This is a genomic window from Microbacterium schleiferi, assembly GCF_015565955.1.
Taxonomy (GTDB): domain Bacteria; phylum Actinomycetota; class Actinomycetes; order Actinomycetales; family Microbacteriaceae; genus Microbacterium; species Microbacterium schleiferi_A.
In genome coordinates, this window is the sequence record NZ_CP064760.1 from 2,110,132 (window position 1) to 2,126,929 (window position 16,798).

Genomic DNA, 16,798 nt, shown 5'->3' on the forward strand with positions numbered 1-16,798 from the left:
TCAGCGACCGTGACCAATCCGTTGCCAGCAGGGTGATTCACTGCCCCCAGCCGGCGGGCGGCTCGAGCAGTCCGGGGCTGAAGTGCCAGTACTCGCGCAGTTCACGAACGAGGCCGTCCGCGTCGAACACGAGGAAGAACTCCCCCGCGAGCGTCGCCTCCGCGCCGTCGTTGCGAAGCGTGACCCACCATTCAACGGCTGCATGGGATCCACTGACCACGGCGCGCCCATACCGGAAGCGAATGTCTGATTGCGTCGCCGTCACCCGCGACCAGTACGCGTGCACGCCGTCTCGTCCGCGGTACGGCTCTTCGTACGGCTGCTCGCGATACAGCGCATCCTGCGTGAAGAGCGCGGCAGCCGCATCCGGGTTACGCGTCTCCCACGCGTCCCGATAGCCCTCCAGCCACCTCTCAACCTGTTCCGTCGTCACGATCACTCCCTCCATACGGGCGACACTGCTGGTGCAGTGCTACTGCACACACTGTCGCGAGGGAACGGCCATTGCAAGTACTCGAGCTCGTCATCGGCCTCAGTAGACTGATCGCACCCGCGGGAGTGGTGAAATTGGCAGACACGCAGGATTTAGGTTCCTGTGCCTTCGGGCGTGTGGGTTCAAGTCCCACCTTCCGCACGCGAGGCATCCCGCCGCGCCCTTGACCGCCGACACCGACGGAACCCACGTGCACCCACTGGCTCTCATCCCCTGGCTCGACCCCGAGACGATCATCTCCGCGGCTGGCCCCTGGGCTCTCCTCGTCGTGTGCCTCATCATCTTCGCCGAGACCGGGCTATTGATCGGGTTCCTGTTCCCGGGCGACACCCTGCTCATCATTTCTGGGCTCCTCACCCACACCAACGATGTGTTCGGCGTGAACATCTGGGTCGTCTGCGCACTGATCGCCCTGGCAGCCTTCATCGGCGGCGAGGTGGGCTACTACATCGGACACAAGGGCGGACCCGCGGTCTTCGAGCGCAAGGAATCGGGGATCTTCAGCAAACGCAACGTCGAGCGGACCAACGCGTTCTTCGAGCGTTTCGGTGGGATCACCGTCATCCTCGCCCGCTTCGTCCCCATCGTGCGCACCTTCGCTCCCGTCGCTGCGGGCGTCGGACACATGCCGTGGCGCAGGTACACCCTCTACAACCTCATCGGCGCGCTGCTGTGGGGCTTCGGTCTCACGATGGTCGGCTACCTCATCGCCTACATCCCGTGGGTTCGTGACCTCGTCACCGAGTACATCGACATCATCCTGCTCGTCGCCGTCGGTGGCACCGCACTGGTGGTCGCGTACCACTACTTCAGCGAGAAGTGGAAGTCACGCAAGGAGGCGGCGGCGGGCGAAGACCTCGACACCGACGCCGACGAAGCGCGTGACCTCGCGCTCGAGCCCGAGATCTTCGAGAACCGCGCCGACGACGCCGGCCAGTAGCGATCCGCGGGCCGGTACCGATGACCCTCTTCCCAGAACCGGAGCCGGCCGACTCTGATCAGCCCTCAGCGCTGCCGAACCCACCGCGGTCGCGCAGCGCAACCGCCTGGTGGATCACCCTTGGTGCGCTCGTTGTCGCAACAGCGCTCGGCGCAAGCGTCATGTTCGCTCAGCACCTGCCCGAGCCGGCGCGTGGTTGGCTCCTACCCGCCCAGGGCTGGGTTGCGCAGACATTGGACCTCTCGGGCGACTGGGGGCCGGTACCCGAACCGTCCTCCGAGGTCGCAGCCCTGGCCGATCGGATGTCACTCACGGCATCCGGCCGGGACGTGTTCTTCCGCACCGAACCCGAACTCGTCGGCGACGAGATCCTGACACTGTGCGCAGGCGCCCATGGCGGCGAACCTGCGCCGTCACCGGATGCCGAGGAGGGCGGCGATGCCGTGACGCTCGGCTGCTATCGACCGCGTACCGACCGGATGTTTCTCTTCGAACCCGCCGACGAGCGCCTCGCAGGGTTCACCGTGACCTTCGCGGCACACGAGTTGCTGCACGCCGTCTACGGACGCATGTCCCCCGAGCAGCAGCGCGAGGTCGACACGCTCGTCGCCGCGGAGGTCGCGAGAATCCCCGCGGGCGATCCGGTGCTCGCGCAGATCGACGCCTCGGTCGGCGACGACGAGTCACGCCGAGGCAACGAGCAGTTCGCGTATCTCGGCTCGCAGGTGCAGCTCGATGGCGGCTTCTCCCCCGAACTCGAGTCCTTGTACGCCGAAACGTTCGCCGATCGCACCGCCTTGGTCGGGGTGCACAGTGCGTCCATCGCCCTTCTCGACAGCGTGCGGGCCGACGTCGATGCGGCGTGGTCGCAGGTCGCGGATGCCGAAGCTGCCGCGGGTCAGGCACGGGCGCAATGGAGCGCCGACCAGAGCTGGTATGACCAGGCTCTCGCGCGATACGAGAGCGATCACGCGCAGTTTGATGCCACACCGGAAGCCGAGCGGGGATCGTATGTCGTGACCTTCACCACGTTCACCGGCGAGCGCCGGCAGTCCTCGTGGGAGGAGTATCTCCGTTTCCGTGCCGACGAACTGGACGGATTGGCAGCCGACCTCGCCGCGCGCGAGCCGGCGATCACCGAGCAGGAAGCTGCGGCATCCGCCCTTCGTGCACAGACGGAAGCGCTCACGGCTGACGCGAACGCCCTGTTCGCCGCGGCCTTTCCCGGTTCGTCCTGATCGAGGCGTTTCGTCTCGCTACGCTCGCTCAACGAACGGGGCGGACGCGACCTCTGCTCAGCCGGACTTCTTCTGCGCCCCTGCCCCACCCTCACGGGCCGCGCGTGAGCGTTCGACGCTCGCGCGCAGGGCCTCCATGAGATCGATGACCTCGCCGCCCTGGTCTTCGGACTGCTCGCCGAAGGTCTCGGAGGTGTCGAGCGCGTCGCCCTTCTCGAGCTTCGCTTCAATAAGGGTTCGCAGCTCCTGCTGGTACTCGTCGACGAAGTCGGCGGGGGTGAAGTCGCTCGAGAAGCTTTCGACGAGGGATGCCGACAACTCGAGTTCCTTGTCGGAGATCTTGACCGACTCCGACAGGGACGGGAACGCCGCCTCGCGGACCTCGTCGGCCCAGAGCAGCGTCTGCAGGACCAGGACGTCACCGCGCACGCGGAGGGCCGCCAGCCGCGTCTTCTGGCGCAGCGAGAAGCGCACGATCGCGGTGCGGTCGGTCTGCTCGAGGGTCTTGCGCAGCAGGACGTACGCCTTCGGAGACGTGGAGTCCGGCTCAAGGTAGTACGCCTTGTCGAGGGTCAGCACGTCGACCTGGTCGCTCGGCACGAACTCGACGACCTCGATCTCGCGGCTGCGCTCAGACGGCATCGCCGCGAAGTCCTCCTTGGTGAGGATGACGGTCTTCTCGCCGTCGTCGTAGGCCCGGTCGATCTCGCTGTACGGCACGACCTCACCGTCGAGTTCGCACACGCGCTGATACCGAATACGGCCACCATCAGCGGCGTGCACCTGATGCAGCGACACGTCATGGTCTTCGGTCGCGGCATAGACCTTGACCGGAACATTGACGAGTCCGAACGTCAACGCGCCCTTCCAGATGGACCTCATCAGTCCAGTACACACGCTTGCAGCCTCAAGAGCCAGCATCCGGGCTCACGAGGGCGCTGCGGTCTAGCCTGGGGCCATGGCGGGCCGGGAGCAGACTGTGCAGGTTCAGGGGCACCGGCTGCGCCTCACAAACCTCGACAAGGTGCTGTATCCGAGCACCGGCACGACCAAGGGCGAGGTCATCGACTACTACAGCCGTATCGCCCCCGCGATCCTGCCTGCGCTTGCCGGGCGCCCCGTCACGCGTAAGCGGTGGCCTGACGGTGTGGGCGACGCGGAGCATCCGGGAATGTCGTTCTTCACGAAAGACCTCGAGCGCGGCGCACCCGAGTGGCTGGCCCGGATGCCGATCGAGCACTCGTCGGGAACGAAGACGTACCCGCTCATCGACTCACAGGCGGCTCTCGTCTGGCTCGGCCAGGTCGCAAGCCTGGAACTGCACGTTCCCCAATGGCGCTTTTCTGGGGACGGAACTCCCGCGAACCCGGATCGGCTAGTACTCGACCTCGACCCGGGACCCGAGGTCGGCCTCGCTGAGTGCGCCGAGGTCGCCCGGCTCGTGCGCGACATCCTGCTCGGGATGTCGCTGGAAGCTGTGCCGGTGACAAGCGGCAGCAAGGGCATCCACCTCTATGCGCCGCTGCCGGGCACACTCACCAGCGGTGGTGCCTCGAACCTTGCACGAGAACTCGCCCGCGCGCTCGAAACCGATCATCCGGACCTCGTCGTCAGTTCGATGTCGAAGGCGGCTCGGCCGGGCAAGGTGTTTCTGGACTGGAGCCAGAACAACGGCAAGAAGACGACGATCAGCCCGTACTCACTGCGCGGCCGGGAGCATCCCACGGTCGCAGCACCACGGACGTGGGAGGAACTCGCCGAGCCGGACCTCCGCCAGCTGCTGTTCACCGAGGTGCTTGAGCGCGCCGCAGCAGACATCGCCCGCTTCCTCGGCCAGACCGGACCGACGCCCGATGCCGGCTCCGCACCGCTGGACCGGTACCGCGAGAAGCGGGATGCGGCGCGCACCCCCGAACCGGTGCCGGAGCGCGGCGCGCCGCCCGAGGCGCGCGCCGACGAGGCCGCCCCGCGGTTCGTCGTGCAGGAGCACCATGCGTCGCGCCTGCACTTCGACCTGCGGCTCGAGCGCGACGGCGTGCTGGTGAGCTGGGCGGTCCCCCGCGGCATCCCTGAAACACCCGATCGCAACAACCTGGCGGTGATGACCGAGGACCACCCCCTCGAGTACCTCACCTTTCACGGCACGATCCCGAAGGGTCAGTACGGCGCGGGCACCATGACGGTGTGGGACACCGGGACGTACGAGACCGAGAAGTGGCGAGCAGACGAGATCATCGTCCGCACCCACGGGACTCCCGGCGGTGCCATGGATGACGCGCGCTTCGCCCTCATCCGCACCGAGGGCGACGGCGAGAAGTCGCAGTGGCTGCTGCACCGGATGAAGGACGCGGCGCCTGGCACGACCCCCGCCCCGCCCACGGTGCGTCGCTCCCGCGAAACCCCAGACCATCATGGGAGCCTCGCCCCGATGCTCGCGACGCCCGCGACTCCGGGGCTGGCCGCGGGCGCGATCACCCGCTGGGGCGGGGAGCCGTGGGTGGAGATGAAGTGGGACGGCATCCGCGCGGTCGGAAGCTGGGACGGCACCGCACTCACCCTGCGGGCCCGCAGCGGAAACGACCTCACAGCGACGTACCCCGATCTGCAGGATGCCGCCCTCGGCACGGCGCCGTGCGTCGTCGACGGCGAGATCGTCGCTCTCGATGAACGGGGCCGGCCGAGCTTCCCGCTGCTGCAGAAGCGGATGAACCTCGCGAAGCCCACCGAGATCACCCGGGAAGTCGGCCGCACCCCAGTGCGGTACTACCTGTTCGATCTGCTCGAGATCGATGGGCAGGACGCGACGGCTCTCCCGCTCGCCGACCGCCGCGCCCTGCTGGAGCGCCTCGCCGACGGCGCGGCCGATCGGATCGCCGTGCCCCCGGTCTTCGATGACCTGGATGCGACCCTCGCTGCGGCGCGCGAGGCCGACCTCGAAGGCGTCGTCGTCAAGAACCCTGCGTCGCGCTACCGGCCGGGCGAGCGCTCGCCGGACTGGGTGAAGATCAAGCTCACCCGCACCCAGGATGTCGTGATCGGCGGCATCCGGCCCGGCCAAGGCGGGAGGTCGGGCACGATCGGATCGCTCCTGGTCGGCATCCCGGGCCCGGACGGCCTGCACTATGCGGGCCGCGTGGGAACAGGCTTCACGGATGCCTCCCTCACCGTGCTCGGCCGCCTCCTCGCCCCGCTCGGGACTGACGAGATGCCGTTTGTCGGAGTCCCCGCGGCGGATGCTCGGGACGCGATCTGGGTGAGGCCGGAGCTGGTCGGCGAGGTCGAGTTCGCGGAGTTCACGCCCGGCGGTATCTTGCGGCACGCCCGCTGGCGCGGGCTTCGTCCCGATCGCTCCCCCGACGACGTGGTGCTCGAGGACACGCCCTAGTCCGTTTCGCACCGCACGACCGGACCGATTGCAGGATCAACACCCCCTCACGCCATCCCGGCTCGGCAGAACACGAACTGCTCCTGCGTTCGGCACGCGACGGAGCCCCGCGGGGCCGCGCCTAGGCGTGGGTCGCGTGGCCCGAATCGACGTGACCGGCCGGTTCGAGCTGGAAGGTCGAGTGCTCGACGTCGAAGTGCGAGGCGAGGCAGGTCTGCAGACGCGAGAGGATCTCCCCCGCACGCCCGGCCTCGATCGCCGCGGGGTCGACGACCACGTGAGCCGTGAAGACCGGCGCCCCGCGTGTGAGCTGCCACACGTGGACGTCGTGCACGGCAACAACGTCGTCGGCAGAGAGGATGTGCTCGCGGATCTCGGCAACGTGGGTGCCCTTCGGGACCGACTCCGACAGGACGTGGAAGACCTCGCGCAGAAGCCCGATCGCGCGCGGCACGATGAGCGCGGCAATCAGCAGCGACGCGACGGCATCCGCCGCCTGCCATCCGGTCAGCAGCACCACGACCGCCGCGACGATGACCAGAGCCGATCCGAGCAGGTCGCCGAGGACCTCGAGATACGCGCCGCGGACATTGATGCTCGTGCGCTGCGCTGCAGAAAGCAGCCACATCGCGACGGCGTTGGCCAGCAGGCCCAGGATCGCAACGACGAGCATGATCCCGCCGCGCACCTCGGCTTCGCCCGGATCGAGCAGGCGCTGAATCGCCTCGATGACCACCCACACCGACAAACCGATGAGCAGGACCGCGTTGATGAGCGCCCCGAACACTTCCGCGCGCTGGTAGCCGTAGGTCTGCCGATCCGTGGCGGGACGCGCGGCGACGATGCTCGCGATCAGCGCGATCACGAGAGCTGCAGCATCCGTCAGCATGTGCACGGAGTCGGCGAGCAGGGCGAGCGAGCCGCTCAAGAAGGCGCCGATGACCTGAACAACGAGAACGACGGACGTTATCGTGAGCGAAACCGTGAGCAGCCGACGGTTGCTCGCGCCACGGATGCCGGGAGCGTGATCGTGCACGGCACCCAGCGTAGAGGCGGGAAGGCCCGGGAGGAGGGCTCAGCGCCCAATCGGGAACGAGTCTGATTCTCGCTTGCGACAGCCCGCCTCAGAGAGCGGAGAGGAGAGGTCCGAGCGCGATGAAGGCCTGGGCGCGGTGTGACGCAGCGGCCTTCTCCTCCGGGCTCCACTCCCCGACGGTGCGCTCAGCGCCCGGCTCCTGCCCGTCCGGGATGAAGATCGGGTCGTAGCCGAAGCCGCCGTCGCCGCGGGGCTCGGTGGCAAGGCGACCGTGCCAGCGCCCCTCGACGACGTGCTCCATCGCGAACGCCGTCGATCCCTTCTCGGGGACGACCAGTGCAATCGTCGACACGAAGGATGCCTTGCGGTGCGGGTCCGCGATGTCCGAGAGCTGGTCCAGCAACAGGTGCATGTTGGCGACGGCATCCTTCTTGTGCCCCGCCCAGTACGCCGAGAAGATCCCCGGAGCGCCGCCCATCACGGCAACGGCAACGCCGGAGTCATCGGCGAGCGCCGCAAGACCCGTGTGACGGGCCGCCGCCCGCGCCTTGATGAGCGCGTTCTCGGCGAAGTTGACGCCGTCTTCGACCGGCTCGGGGCCGTCGTATCCGATCACGTGCAGGTCGGGCCGGGTTGCCGCGACGATCCGCGCGAACTCCGCGACCTTGTGGGGGTTGTGGGTTGCCAGGACGATCTGCTGCGTCATCCCGTCACTCCCCAGCCCCGAGCGTCTCCGTCTGGATGTCGCGCAGGGTCGCGCAGCCGGCCAGCCCCAGTTCGAGGAGCGCGTCGAGCTCCCGCTTGTCGAACGGCGCGCCTTCGGCGGTGCCCTGCACCTCGACGAACAGACCGCGCCCCGTCACGACGACATTCATGTCGGTTTCGGCACGAACGTCCTCGACGTAGGCGAGGTCGAGCATCGGCTCACTATCGATGATGCCCACGGAGACGGCGGCGACCGAGTCCAGCAGCACCTGCGACTTCTGCCCGATGAACTTCTTGCGTCGTCCCCACTCGATCGCGTCGGCGAGCGCGATGTAGGCGCCCGTGATGGCAGCGGTCCGGGTGCCGCCATCGGCCTGGAGCACGTCGCAGTCGATGACGATCGTGTTCTCACCGAGGGCCTTCGTGTCGACGACAGCGCGCAGCGCGCGACCGATCAGGCGCGAGATCTCGTGCGTGCGCCCACCGATCTTGCCCTTGACGCTCTCCCGGTTGTTGCGGTCGTTGGTCGCGCGCGGCAGCATCGCGTACTCCGCCGTGACCCAGCCCTTTCCCTTGCCGGTGAGCCAGCGCGGAACACCGTTGGTGAAGGATGCCGTGCACAGCACGCGCGTGCCGCCGAAGCTGATCAGCGCTGACCCTTCGGCCTGTGCGCTCCAGCCTCGTTCGATCGTGACGGGGCGCAGCTGGTCGACGCTGCGACCGTCGGCGCGGGTGATCTCGCTCATGAGAGTTCTCTTTCGGGTCGGGCGCTCCGCGGCGGCGGGGCGTCGGTCGGCGCGGCGGGTCAGGGCCGCAGGTCGATGGCTCCGGTCTGTACGAGGCGCACATCGCGCACCTCGCGGCCCATGAGGCGGTGCGCGAGCCGGACGAACTCATCAGCGGAGTCACCGGTTGCTTCGTAGGTGTGGCTCGGCACGGCATCCGTGCCCGCCAGCAGGTCGCGGCTCACGAGCTGCCGGTACACGTCGTTCGCGGTCTCGGTATCGCTGGAGACCAGCGATACATCCGGCCCCATGACGTAGCTGATCGCCCCCTTGAGGAACGGGTAGTGCGTGCAGCCGAGCACGAGGGTGTCGACGCCCGAGTGGCGGAGGGGCGCGAGGTACTCCTCGGCGACAGCCAGCACTTCGGGGGTATCGGTCTCGCCGGCCTCGACGAACTCGACGAAACGGGGGCATGCCTGCGCGAAGACGGTGAGACGGTCGTTGACCTCGAGCATGTCCTGGTAGGCACGCGAGCCGATCGTGCCGCTGGTGCCGATGACGCCGATCCGCCCCGAGCGGGTGGTCGACATCGCGGTGCGGACGGCGGGCCCGATCACCTCGACGACCGGAACGTCGTAGCGCTCCCTGGCGTCGCGCAGTACTGCGGCCGAGGCGGTGTTGCAGGCGATGACCAGCATCTTCACGCCCTGCGCGACGAGCGTGTCGAGGACCTCGAGCGAGTAGCGACGCACATCGGCGATGGGCTTGGGTCCGTACGGCGAGTGCGCGGTGTCGCCGATGTAGAGCAGCGACTCGCGGGGCAGCTGATCCGAGATGGCACGCGCCACGGTGAGCCCGCCGACGCCGGAGTCGAAGATCCCGATCGCCGCGTTGTTCACGGTGCACCAGCCTACGCCAGCGCCCGCCGTGCCTTCGCAGGCGGTGCGCGCCGTGGATGCCGGAGTGGCAGCATCACTAGGCTGGCGCCCATGACCGCATCCGTCAGCACGGCGCTGCTCACCGACCGGTATGAACTGACGATGCTCGATGCCGCCTTGCAGGACGGCACCGCATCCCGCCGCTGCGTCTTCGATGTGTTCGCGCGCCGTCTGCCCGGCGGGCGCCGGTTCGGGGTTGTGGCAGGAACCGGACGGCTCCTGAGCCTGCTGCGCGACTTCCGATTCGGCGACGACGAATTACGGTTCCTGCGCGATGAGCGGGTCGTGGATGCCGAGACGCTGCGCTTTCTCGAGGGATACCGCTTCACCGGCTCGATCCAGGGGTACCGGGAGGGCGAGCTGTACTTCCCCGGGTCGCCGCTGCTGACTGTCGAGGGGACCTTCGCCGAGGCGGTCATCCTCGAGACCCTCGCCCTGAGCGTCCTCAACTACGACTCCGCGGTCGCCGCAGCCGCGGCGCGCATGAGTATCGCAGCCGGTGATCGGCCGCTGGCCGAGATGGGATCACGGCGAACCGGTGAGCTTTCGGCTGTTGCCGCGGCCCGAGCGGCGTTCATCGCGGGGTTCGGTGCGACAAGCAACCTGGAAGCGGGACGCCGGTGGGGCATTCCGACGATGGGAACGGCAGCACACAGCTGGACGCTGCTGCACGACAGCGAAGCCGATGCCTTCGCAGCGCAACTGCGCGCCCTCGGGGACCAGACGACTCTCCTCATCGACACCTACGACATCGAAGCGGGCGTCGCAACGGCGATCGAGGTCGCCGGCACTCGGCTCGGCGGCGTACGCATCGATTCGGGCGACCTGCCGATCGTCGCCGCGCAGGTGCGGCGGCAGCTCGACGCGCTCGGGGCGCGCGAGACCCGCATCACGGTCACCAGCGACCTGGACGAGTTCGCGATCGCGGCGCTGGCTGCATCGCCCGTGGATGCGTACGGCGTCGGCACGGCGCTGGCCACCGGCTCCGGCTCCCCGACGGCCGGACTCGTCTACAAGCTCGTTGCTCGTGAGGATGCCGACGGTGCCTGGATTCCGGTGGCGAAGACGTCGACGGCCAAGGGGTCGCAGGGTGGGCGCAAGACCGCCTTCCGGGCCATCGAGGACGGTCTCGCCCGCGAGGAGATCATCGTGGTTGCCGAGGGGTTCGAGGAGCGCCATGCGTCGGCGCCACATCCGAACGCCCGCGCGCTCCAGGTTCCGCTCGTGGTCGATGGCGACATCGACTCCGCCGCCGAGGGGCCGGGGGAGTCATCGCTGCGCGGGAGCACCACGCTCGAGCACGCGCCGAACTGCCCATCACGGCACGCGCTCTGAGCCGCTCAGATCCCGCTCTCGGGACGACCTATCACGCAGGCTGAGCGCAGTCTGCGTGCGGGTTCAGTTCTTCATCCGCTCGTAGATCTCTTTGCAGGTCGGGCACACCGGGAACTTCTCGGGGTCGCGACCCGGCGTCCACTTCTTGCCGCACAGCGCCTTCACGGGCTTGCCGGTGATTGCCGATTCGAGGATCTTGTCTTTCTTGACGTAGTGCGAGAACCGCTCGTGGTCCCCCGGCTCGACGGTCTCTTCGCGAAGCAGTTCCTCAAGCTCGCGGTCGAGGGTCGCAAGTCCGCCCTGGTCAGGGCTGTCCAGCGGAGTGCTCATGGTCAGTCAGTGTAGTCCCGGCATCTGGCCTCGGCTCGGGCCGCCCCGGGTCTATGCCGGGTCGATGGATGCCGCGCGGGCACGCGCCGTCAGGATGCCTCGGCGAACTCCATGATCCGCCCGGTCCGGCGGGTGAACACTGCCGCGCCGATCGTGACCCCCAGCACGAGGACGACAAGACCCGTCGCCACGCCCGCCCAGAGGGCCAGAGAGGCTGCCTCGATCGTGCGGGTCAGCGCCAACCAGGTCCACCACAGGCTTGGTGCTGACACCGCGAGCGCTCCGAGCATGACGAGGGCCTGCGGTATGGCGCCGCTCGACCCGGTTCGCTGTGGCTGCTGGAACGGACTCTCGCCGGGCGGGGTGACCGGATAGGGCGATGCTGCCGAGGCGATGCTCGACAGGCCGAGCCCCGAGAAGAACAGCGATGCGCACGCACCGACGATGGCCGGCGCGATCGCCCAGCGCCCGTGGAGGGCGACCGAGACGGGGATGCCGATAGCCAGCACCGGGATGGCGATCACGAGGATCGGCACCAGACGTCCCACACGATCGGGAAGGCCGCGCAATCCGCTGGCGACATGCATCCAGATCGCCGTCGAGTCGTACGCGAGGTCGTTGTGTGGCAGCCATCCGAAGAACAGGGCGACGAACAGGATCGGAACGAGCGCCGCGACGTTTGCGGGAACGCCGGCGATGAGGAGCGGCACAACTGTCGCTACCGCCGCGAAGGGGATCACCAGGGTGTTCACGAGATACCGCCGGTCGCGCAGCCAGTAGACGAGGCTTCGGGCGGCGACGGCTCCCCCGGGTGTGCCGGGAACGACGCTGAACCACCCCAGGCCTCCCCGTTCCCGTGTGGTCAGCGGCTTCTCGATCGTCGAAAGGAAGTGGCGCACGAGCGCGAGCCACGCACCCCCCAGCGCCGCAAGTGTCGCGAGGGCGATGATCAGAGCGAGAACCCCGGATGCGTCCCCCCGCGCGAACAGCAGGGGAAAGGCCCAGGCCGCACCGATGGGGGTGTAGCTCAGGACGTCGACGACCTGCTGCAACGGACCCGGGACGGTGCCCCGCCAGTCGAGCGATGCCAGGAAGACGCCCACGGGGACGACGATGACGAGGACCGTGACCAGAAGCAGCCCCGACAGTTCCCTCGACCGTCGATCGCCGAAGATGATGCCGGCGACACCGAGCGCCACGCGGGCAAAGAGCACACAGGTGGCAACGCCGATCACGACGGCGAGAATCGCCGCGACGACGGTGGCTCCGGCCGCGACCCACGAGACTGCCGCGCACACGGCCAGTGCGATCAGCCCGAGGACCGGAACGCTGAACAGTCCAGCCAGAGCGAGTGCCCCCGCGAGGGCATCGGCGGGGAGCGCGAACACGCGGAAGCGTCGCGGATCCAGCGGATCGGTCACCGCCGCCACGATCGGCGCGAGAGCGAAAGCGAGGGTCAGTGCCGCACCGCAGAAGATCGTGATGGCCCCGACAGCGGCTGTCGACGAGTTCTGAACGCTGAGGAACGCCCAGCAGGCGGCGGCGGTGGCCGCGGCCAGCAGGACCATGCCCACAACGCCCCGCGTGACCTTCTGCGGGTCTCCGCGGAACGCGCCCAGCAGCAGCGCGAGCCTCAGTCGGAGAACGTGTGCAACCACTCGAGGCCCTCCAGCTCGCCTGCCCCGCCGACGAGCTCCACGAAGCGCTCCTCGAGGCTGCCCTCGCCGCGCACCTCGTCGACCGTGCCTTCGGCGACGAGAGCGCCCGCGACGATGACGGCGACGCGCGAGCACACCCGCTCGACCAGCTCCATCCCGTGGCTCGAGAGGATCACGGTGCCCCCATGAGCGACGTACGCCTGCAGGATGTCGAGAATTGCGGCGCTGGACACGGGGTCGACGGCTTCGAACGGCTCATCGAGGACAAGCACACGCGGCGAGTGGATCAGGGCGCCTGCGAGCATGATCTTCTTGGACATGCCCGCCGAGTAGTCAGACACAACGCGGCCCAGCGACTCGGTGAGATCGAACGCGCGCGCAAGATCCGTCGTGCGGCGATCGACCTCGGCCGGCGGCAGACCGCGCAGGGTGCCGTAGTAGTAGAGCAGCTGACGGCCGGTCAGCCGGTCGAAGGTGCGGAACCGGTCGGGCAGCACACCCATGAGCCGCTTGGCAGCCAGCGGCTTGGCCGCGGCATCCACTCCCGCGATCGAGATCGCACCGGAGTCGGCGCGAAGCAGTCCCGCGATGATCGAGAGGGTCGTCGTCTTGCCCGCACCGTTGGGCCCCACGAGCCCGTAGAAGCTGCCGACAGGGACCTCGAGGCTGATCCCATCCAGCGCCTGGAGGTCGCCGAAGGACTTCCGGATGTCGCGCAGCACGAGCGCGGGCGCGGGCTCCGCATCGACGGGCACGATCTCGGTGGCTCCCGTGATCGTCGCGAGCGCTTGCTCTGCGGCATCCATGGGCTCGTCAGCGTCCGCCGACTCTGCCCCATCCGTCGGCTCTGCCCCATCGCTCGGCTCGTCAGCATCCGTTGCCTCGGCAGCCGTGTCGGGCGCGTCAGATCCGTCGTCGGCGGCGTCGGTATCGGCTTCGGGGGCGTCGGTATCGGCCTCGGCCTCGGGGACTGCTTCCGCCTCGTGGGCAGAGTCAGTCGCCTCGCCGATTTCACTGGCTTTCACGGACTCCAGGGCGGACTCCAGCGCAGGGTCGACCGGCGTCGTCGTGTCGACCGCGGGCGCCTCAGCGGAATCGGCTGGCGTCTCGGCCGCGGCCGCTGCCTTCTTCGCGGCGGTCGCCGGGCGGGTGCGCGGCGACGCAGGCCGTTTCGCCGCAGGTTTGCGGGGCGTCCGACCAGCGGAGCCCGACGACTTGGCGGCGGAGGTGCGCGACGTCGACGTCTTACGAGGTGCGCGGGGTGCGCGCGGCGCTGTCGACTTCTGTGCGGATCCCTCCCCCGGGGTCTCGCCGGACTCGCCGGAGGACTCGTCGGGAAGATCCGTCGCGTCAGTCACCGCTCCAAACTACCAATCGACCCGCTCATCCGACCGCCGATGACACTCCATGCCAGGCGGATGCTCAGCCGAGCCGCCTAGGATCGCCCTATGGCCGACAAGGTCCATCAGATCCACTCGCTGCCGGACGACGCCCCGTGGTCGGGCGGATTGCCCCCGGAAGGATCGGACGAGCATCCGATGTTCATCCGGGCCCTCGATCGCGTCCTGTCGATACAGCGGCCGGTTGTGCTTGCGCATCTGCGTAGCATCCGCCTTCGCCAGCCGAACGCAACCTCCACCGAGATCATCCGCACTCTCGAGCGTCGCTACCTCGCTGCAGTGACCACGGGAGGCGCGGCAGTGGGCGCCACGGCCGTGGTTCCGGGAATCGGTACCGGCGTCACTCTCGCCCTGAGTGGCGTCGAGACTGTCGCCTTCCTCGAGGCGACAACGCTGTTCGCGCAGTCCGTCGCGGAAGTCCACGGCATCCCCGTGTCCGACCCCAACCGTGCTCGCGCTCTGGTGCTGATGCTGATGCTCGGCCAAGAGGGCGTCGACCTCGTTTCACAGCTGGCGAACCAGGCGACGGGGCGCGGACCCACCCGATCCACGTACTGGGGTGAGATGGTCACCAAGACGATCCCGAAGGCGGCGATGGGCCCGATCGTCGATCGCCTGAAGACGACGTTCGTCCGCCAGTTCGCCGCCAAGGGTGGGGCGTCCTGGATCGGCAAAGCCCTCCCGTTCGGCATCGGTGCGGCAATCGGCGGCACCGGAAACCACATCCTGGGGCGCCGGGTTCTCGCGGGATCCCGACGAGCGTTCGGCATCCCACCGCGGGCGCTGCCACCCGAGACCGAACCGCTCCCCGGCGCCCGCAGGCTCGAGCACTCGGCCGTCTCCGCGGTCCGGCGCGCGGGCTCTGTCGTCGGCACGGGCGTGAGCAGGGGCGCGACAGCCGTCGGCAACGGCGTATCCCGAGGAACGACGGCGATCAGCGGTGCAGCTCGAAGCATCACCCGCCGGCCGCACAAAGACGCGGACGACGATACGGATGCCGAAACGACTGACGCCGCCCCGGAGTAATCCAGGGCGGCGTCAGTCGGGTCCGTGATGACCGGCTCTTAGGCCACGGTTACGACCCGAGCTGCCCGAGGGTGACCTCGATCGTGCGGGTCTTGCCATCGCGGACGAAGGTCACCGTGGCATCGCTTCCGGCCGCAGCCGCCCGCACCTGGGCGGTGAGGTCGGTCGCATCCGAGATCGGCACACCGTTGAAGCCCGTCACGATGTCGCCGGCCTGCAGGCCGCCGCGCTGAGCAGCTCCGCCGCCCGTGACCTCGGCGACGTAGGCGCCGGTGATCGTCGAATCCTGGATCATTGCCGCATCCTGCACGCTGGCCCCGAGCAGACCGTGCGTTGCCGAGCCGGTCTCGATGATCTCCTGCGTCACGCGATCGACGACGTTCGAGGGGATCGAGAATCCGACCCCGATCGAGCCAGCCTGGCCGGAGGAGCCACCCGCAGACGCGATGGCGACGTTGATGCCGATGAGGCGACCGTCGGAGTCGACGAGGGCGCCACCGGAGTTTCCGGGGTTGATGGCAGCATCCGTCTGGATGACAGCGATCGAGATCGACTGGGTGGGTCCAGCGCTCTGGCGACCCCCCTGACCGAAGTCGAAGTAGAACGGCCCCTCCGTGCCTTGGCCTTCGGAGTTCGGGGCACTCTCGTCTGCCTTGGGCGGGGCAGACGACGAGATCTGGATCGACCGGTTCAGCGCGCTGACGATTCCCGTGGTGACCGTGTTCGACAGCCCCAACGGAGCGCCGACGGCCACGGTCTGGTCGCCGACGTTGAGCGCTGACGAGTCGGCGAACTCGATCGGCGTCAGGTCCTCTGCGCCGACGAGCTTGATCACGGCGAGGTCGTACGTCGGGTCGGTACCGACGACCTCGGCGTCATAGACGCGTCCGTCCGCGGTCGTGACCCGGACTTTCGCGTCGCTGGTCGCACCATCCAGGGTGACGACGTGGGTGTTCGTGACGACGTAGCCGTCGGAGGTCAGGACGACACCGGAGCCTGTTCCGCCGCCGTTGGACGAGGTCGCCTCGATGGTCACGACGCTCGGGAGCACCTTTGTCGCGATCCCCGTGGTCTGGGTGACCGATGAGGTGTCGTTGACCGTGACGTTGGCGGGACCGGATGCCGTCGTCACGGTCTCGGGGGCGAACATCGCGACGCCGGCGTAGGCGCCGCCGAGGCCTGCGGCGCCACCGACGAGTGCAGCAGCAACGATGATGCCGGCGACTTTCCCGGCACCGACCTTGACGCGCGGCGCAGCAGGGGTGGCGGGAGCGAAAGCGTACTGCCCCGACGCGCTCGGGGCCGTGTAGGGGGCCTGCGCGTACGGGGAATGCGGGTGGTGCGTCCCTGCCGCGGGCGGAGCCCACGTCGGCGACGTCGTGGCTCCCGCGGACGGCGCTGCACCGACGGGCATGGCCAGAGGGGTTGCCTCCGGCGCCGGCGGCAACGGTTCAGTCGGCTGCGTCGCCCCGGCCTGCGCGGCGGCGTCGGTCCCCGCGGTGGTGTCAGCGGGTCCCTGCTGGTCAGCGGACTGCTCGTGGTCGGCGGGCTCTGCGGTGTTCTCGGTGCTCATGGATGCTCCTTCCAAG

At 68.7% G+C, this 16,798-nt stretch carries 14 protein-coding genes, 1 tRNA gene and 1 pseudogene; 6 read left to right on the plus strand and 10 right to left on the minus strand.

All coding sequences use genetic code 11. The annotated features are described in order from the left end of the window. Nucleotides 1-37 precede the first annotated feature (37 nt). On the minus strand, nucleotides 38-433 hold the full coding sequence (locus tag IT882_RS10205; RefSeq protein ID WP_195691771.1) for a nuclear transport factor 2 family protein: 396 nt from the start codon (nucleotides 431-433) through the stop codon (nucleotides 38-40). Nucleotides 434-552: 119 nt separating this feature from the next. Between IT882_RS10205 and IT882_RS10210 the strand changes: the two genes are divergently transcribed. The 3 genes from IT882_RS10210 to IT882_RS10220 all read left to right on the plus strand — a co-directional run bounded on the left by IT882_RS10210 (nucleotide 553) and on the right by IT882_RS10220 (nucleotide 2,671). Then, nucleotides 553-634 (plus strand) — tRNA-Leu (locus IT882_RS10210). A gap of 49 nt (nucleotides 635-683) precedes the next feature. Next, a complete protein-coding gene (locus IT882_RS10215) occupies nucleotides 684-1,433 on the plus strand; it encodes a DedA family protein (protein ID WP_195694284.1) in 750 nt (249 codons plus the stop codon). A gap of 20 nt (nucleotides 1,434-1,453) precedes the next feature. After that, on the plus strand, nucleotides 1,454-2,671 hold the full coding sequence (locus IT882_RS10220) for a hypothetical protein (protein WP_195691772.1): 1,218 nt from the start codon (nucleotides 1,454-1,456) through the stop codon (nucleotides 2,669-2,671). 57 nt (nucleotides 2,672-2,728) lie between these two features. Here the strand turns inward: IT882_RS10220 and IT882_RS10225 are convergent, their stop codons facing one another. Continuing rightward, nucleotides 2,729-3,553 carry a Ku protein gene (locus IT882_RS10225; RefSeq protein WP_195691773.1) on the minus strand — a complete coding sequence of 275 codons (825 nt, stop codon included), beginning with the start codon at nucleotides 3,551-3,553 and terminating at the stop codon, nucleotides 2,729-2,731. Nucleotides 3,554-3,629: 76 nt separating this feature from the next. Between IT882_RS10225 and IT882_RS10230 the strand changes: the two genes are divergently transcribed. After that, entirely contained in the window at nucleotides 3,630-6,056 is a 2,427-nt protein-coding gene (locus tag IT882_RS10230) for an ATP-dependent DNA ligase (protein WP_195691774.1), read from the plus strand. 121 nt (nucleotides 6,057-6,177) lie between these two features. Here IT882_RS10230 and IT882_RS10235 read toward each other — a convergent pair whose 3' ends face one another. The 4 genes from IT882_RS10235 to murI all read right to left on the minus strand — a co-directional run bounded on the left by IT882_RS10235 (nucleotide 6,178) and on the right by murI (nucleotide 9,421). Then, nucleotides 6,178-7,092, minus strand: coding sequence for a cation diffusion facilitator family transporter (locus tag IT882_RS10235; protein WP_195691775.1), 915 nt, complete (start codon nucleotides 7,090-7,092; stop codon nucleotides 6,178-6,180). 88 nt (nucleotides 7,093-7,180) lie between these two features. Next, nucleotides 7,181-7,798 carry a non-canonical purine NTP pyrophosphatase gene (locus IT882_RS10240; protein WP_195691776.1) on the minus strand — a complete coding sequence of 206 codons (618 nt, stop codon included), beginning with the start codon at nucleotides 7,796-7,798 and terminating at the stop codon, nucleotides 7,181-7,183. A 4-nt stretch (nucleotides 7,799-7,802) separates the two neighbouring features. Then, nucleotides 7,803-8,543, minus strand: coding sequence for a ribonuclease PH (gene rph / locus IT882_RS10245; protein ID WP_195691777.1), 741 nt, complete (start codon nucleotides 8,541-8,543; stop codon nucleotides 7,803-7,805). A gap of 59 nt (nucleotides 8,544-8,602) precedes the next feature. Beyond that, entirely contained in the window at nucleotides 8,603-9,421 is an 819-nt protein-coding gene (gene murI / locus IT882_RS10250) for a glutamate racemase (protein WP_195691778.1), read from the minus strand. Nucleotides 9,422-9,511: 90 nt separating this feature from the next. Here murI and IT882_RS10255 point away from each other — a divergent pair. Beyond that, a pseudogene (locus IT882_RS10255) lies at nucleotides 9,512-10,839 on the plus strand (nicotinate phosphoribosyltransferase). 19 nt (nucleotides 10,840-10,858) lie between these two features. Here the strand turns inward: IT882_RS10255 and IT882_RS10260 are convergent. The 3 genes from IT882_RS10260 to IT882_RS16500 all read right to left on the minus strand — a co-directional run bounded on the left by IT882_RS10260 (nucleotide 10,859) and on the right by IT882_RS16500 (nucleotide 14,141). After that, nucleotides 10,859-11,125, minus strand: coding sequence for a DUF3039 domain-containing protein (locus tag IT882_RS10260; RefSeq protein ID WP_195691779.1), 267 nt, complete (start codon nucleotides 11,123-11,125; stop codon nucleotides 10,859-10,861). Nucleotides 11,126-11,214: 89 nt separating this feature from the next. After that, nucleotides 11,215-12,783 (minus strand): hypothetical protein, encoded by a 1,569-nt coding sequence (locus IT882_RS10265; RefSeq protein ID WP_195691780.1) that lies wholly within the window; start codon nucleotides 12,781-12,783, stop codon nucleotides 11,215-11,217. Continuing rightward, nucleotides 12,759-14,141 (minus strand): ATP-binding cassette domain-containing protein, encoded by a 1,383-nt coding sequence (locus IT882_RS16500; RefSeq protein WP_229382056.1) that lies wholly within the window; start codon nucleotides 14,139-14,141, stop codon nucleotides 12,759-12,761. Before IT882_RS16500 ends, IT882_RS10265 begins: the two co-directional genes overlap by 25 nt. 90 nt (nucleotides 14,142-14,231) lie before the next feature. Here IT882_RS16500 and IT882_RS10275 point away from each other — a divergent pair, with 90 nt between their 5' ends. Further along, nucleotides 14,232-15,209 carry a hypothetical protein gene (locus IT882_RS10275; protein WP_195691781.1) on the plus strand — a complete coding sequence of 326 codons (978 nt, stop codon included), beginning with the start codon at nucleotides 14,232-14,234 and terminating at the stop codon, nucleotides 15,207-15,209. A 49-nt stretch (nucleotides 15,210-15,258) separates the two neighbouring features. Here IT882_RS10275 and IT882_RS10280 read toward each other — a convergent pair whose 3' ends face one another. Beyond that, nucleotides 15,259-16,782, minus strand: a complete 1,524-nt coding sequence (locus IT882_RS10280) for a S1C family serine protease (RefSeq protein WP_195691782.1) — start codon at nucleotides 16,780-16,782, stop codon at nucleotides 15,259-15,261. Between the last annotated feature and the right edge of the window lie 16 nt (nucleotides 16,783-16,798).

What these genes read in the sequence shown, in the direction of transcription:
- IT882_RS10220 (WP_195691772.1), top strand. Translation starts at nt 1,454, where the DNA reads ATGACCCTCTTCCCAGAACCGGAGCCGGCCGACTCTGATCAGCCCTCA.
- IT882_RS10225 (WP_195691773.1), bottom strand. Translation starts at nt 3,553, where the DNA reads ATGAGGTCCATCTGGAAGGGCGCGTTGACGTTCGGACTCGTCAATGTT.
- IT882_RS10230 (WP_195691774.1), top strand. Translation starts at nt 3,630, where the DNA reads ATGGCGGGCCGGGAGCAGACTGTGCAGGTTCAGGGGCACCGGCTGCGC.
- IT882_RS10240 (WP_195691776.1), bottom strand. Translation starts at nt 7,798, where the DNA reads ATGACGCAGCAGATCGTCCTGGCAACCCACAACCCCCACAAGGTCGCG.
- rph (WP_195691777.1), bottom strand. Translation starts at nt 8,543, where the DNA reads ATGAGCGAGATCACCCGCGCCGACGGTCGCAGCGTCGACCAGCTGCGC.
- IT882_RS10260 (WP_195691779.1), bottom strand. Translation starts at nt 11,125, where the DNA reads ATGAGCACTCCGCTGGACAGCCCTGACCAGGGCGGACTTGCGACCCTC.
- IT882_RS10275 (WP_195691781.1), top strand. Translation starts at nt 14,232, where the DNA reads ATGGCCGACAAGGTCCATCAGATCCACTCGCTGCCGGACGACGCCCCG.
- IT882_RS10280 (WP_195691782.1), bottom strand. Translation starts at nt 16,782, where the DNA reads ATGAGCACCGAGAACACCGCAGAGCCCGCCGACCACGAGCAGTCCGCT.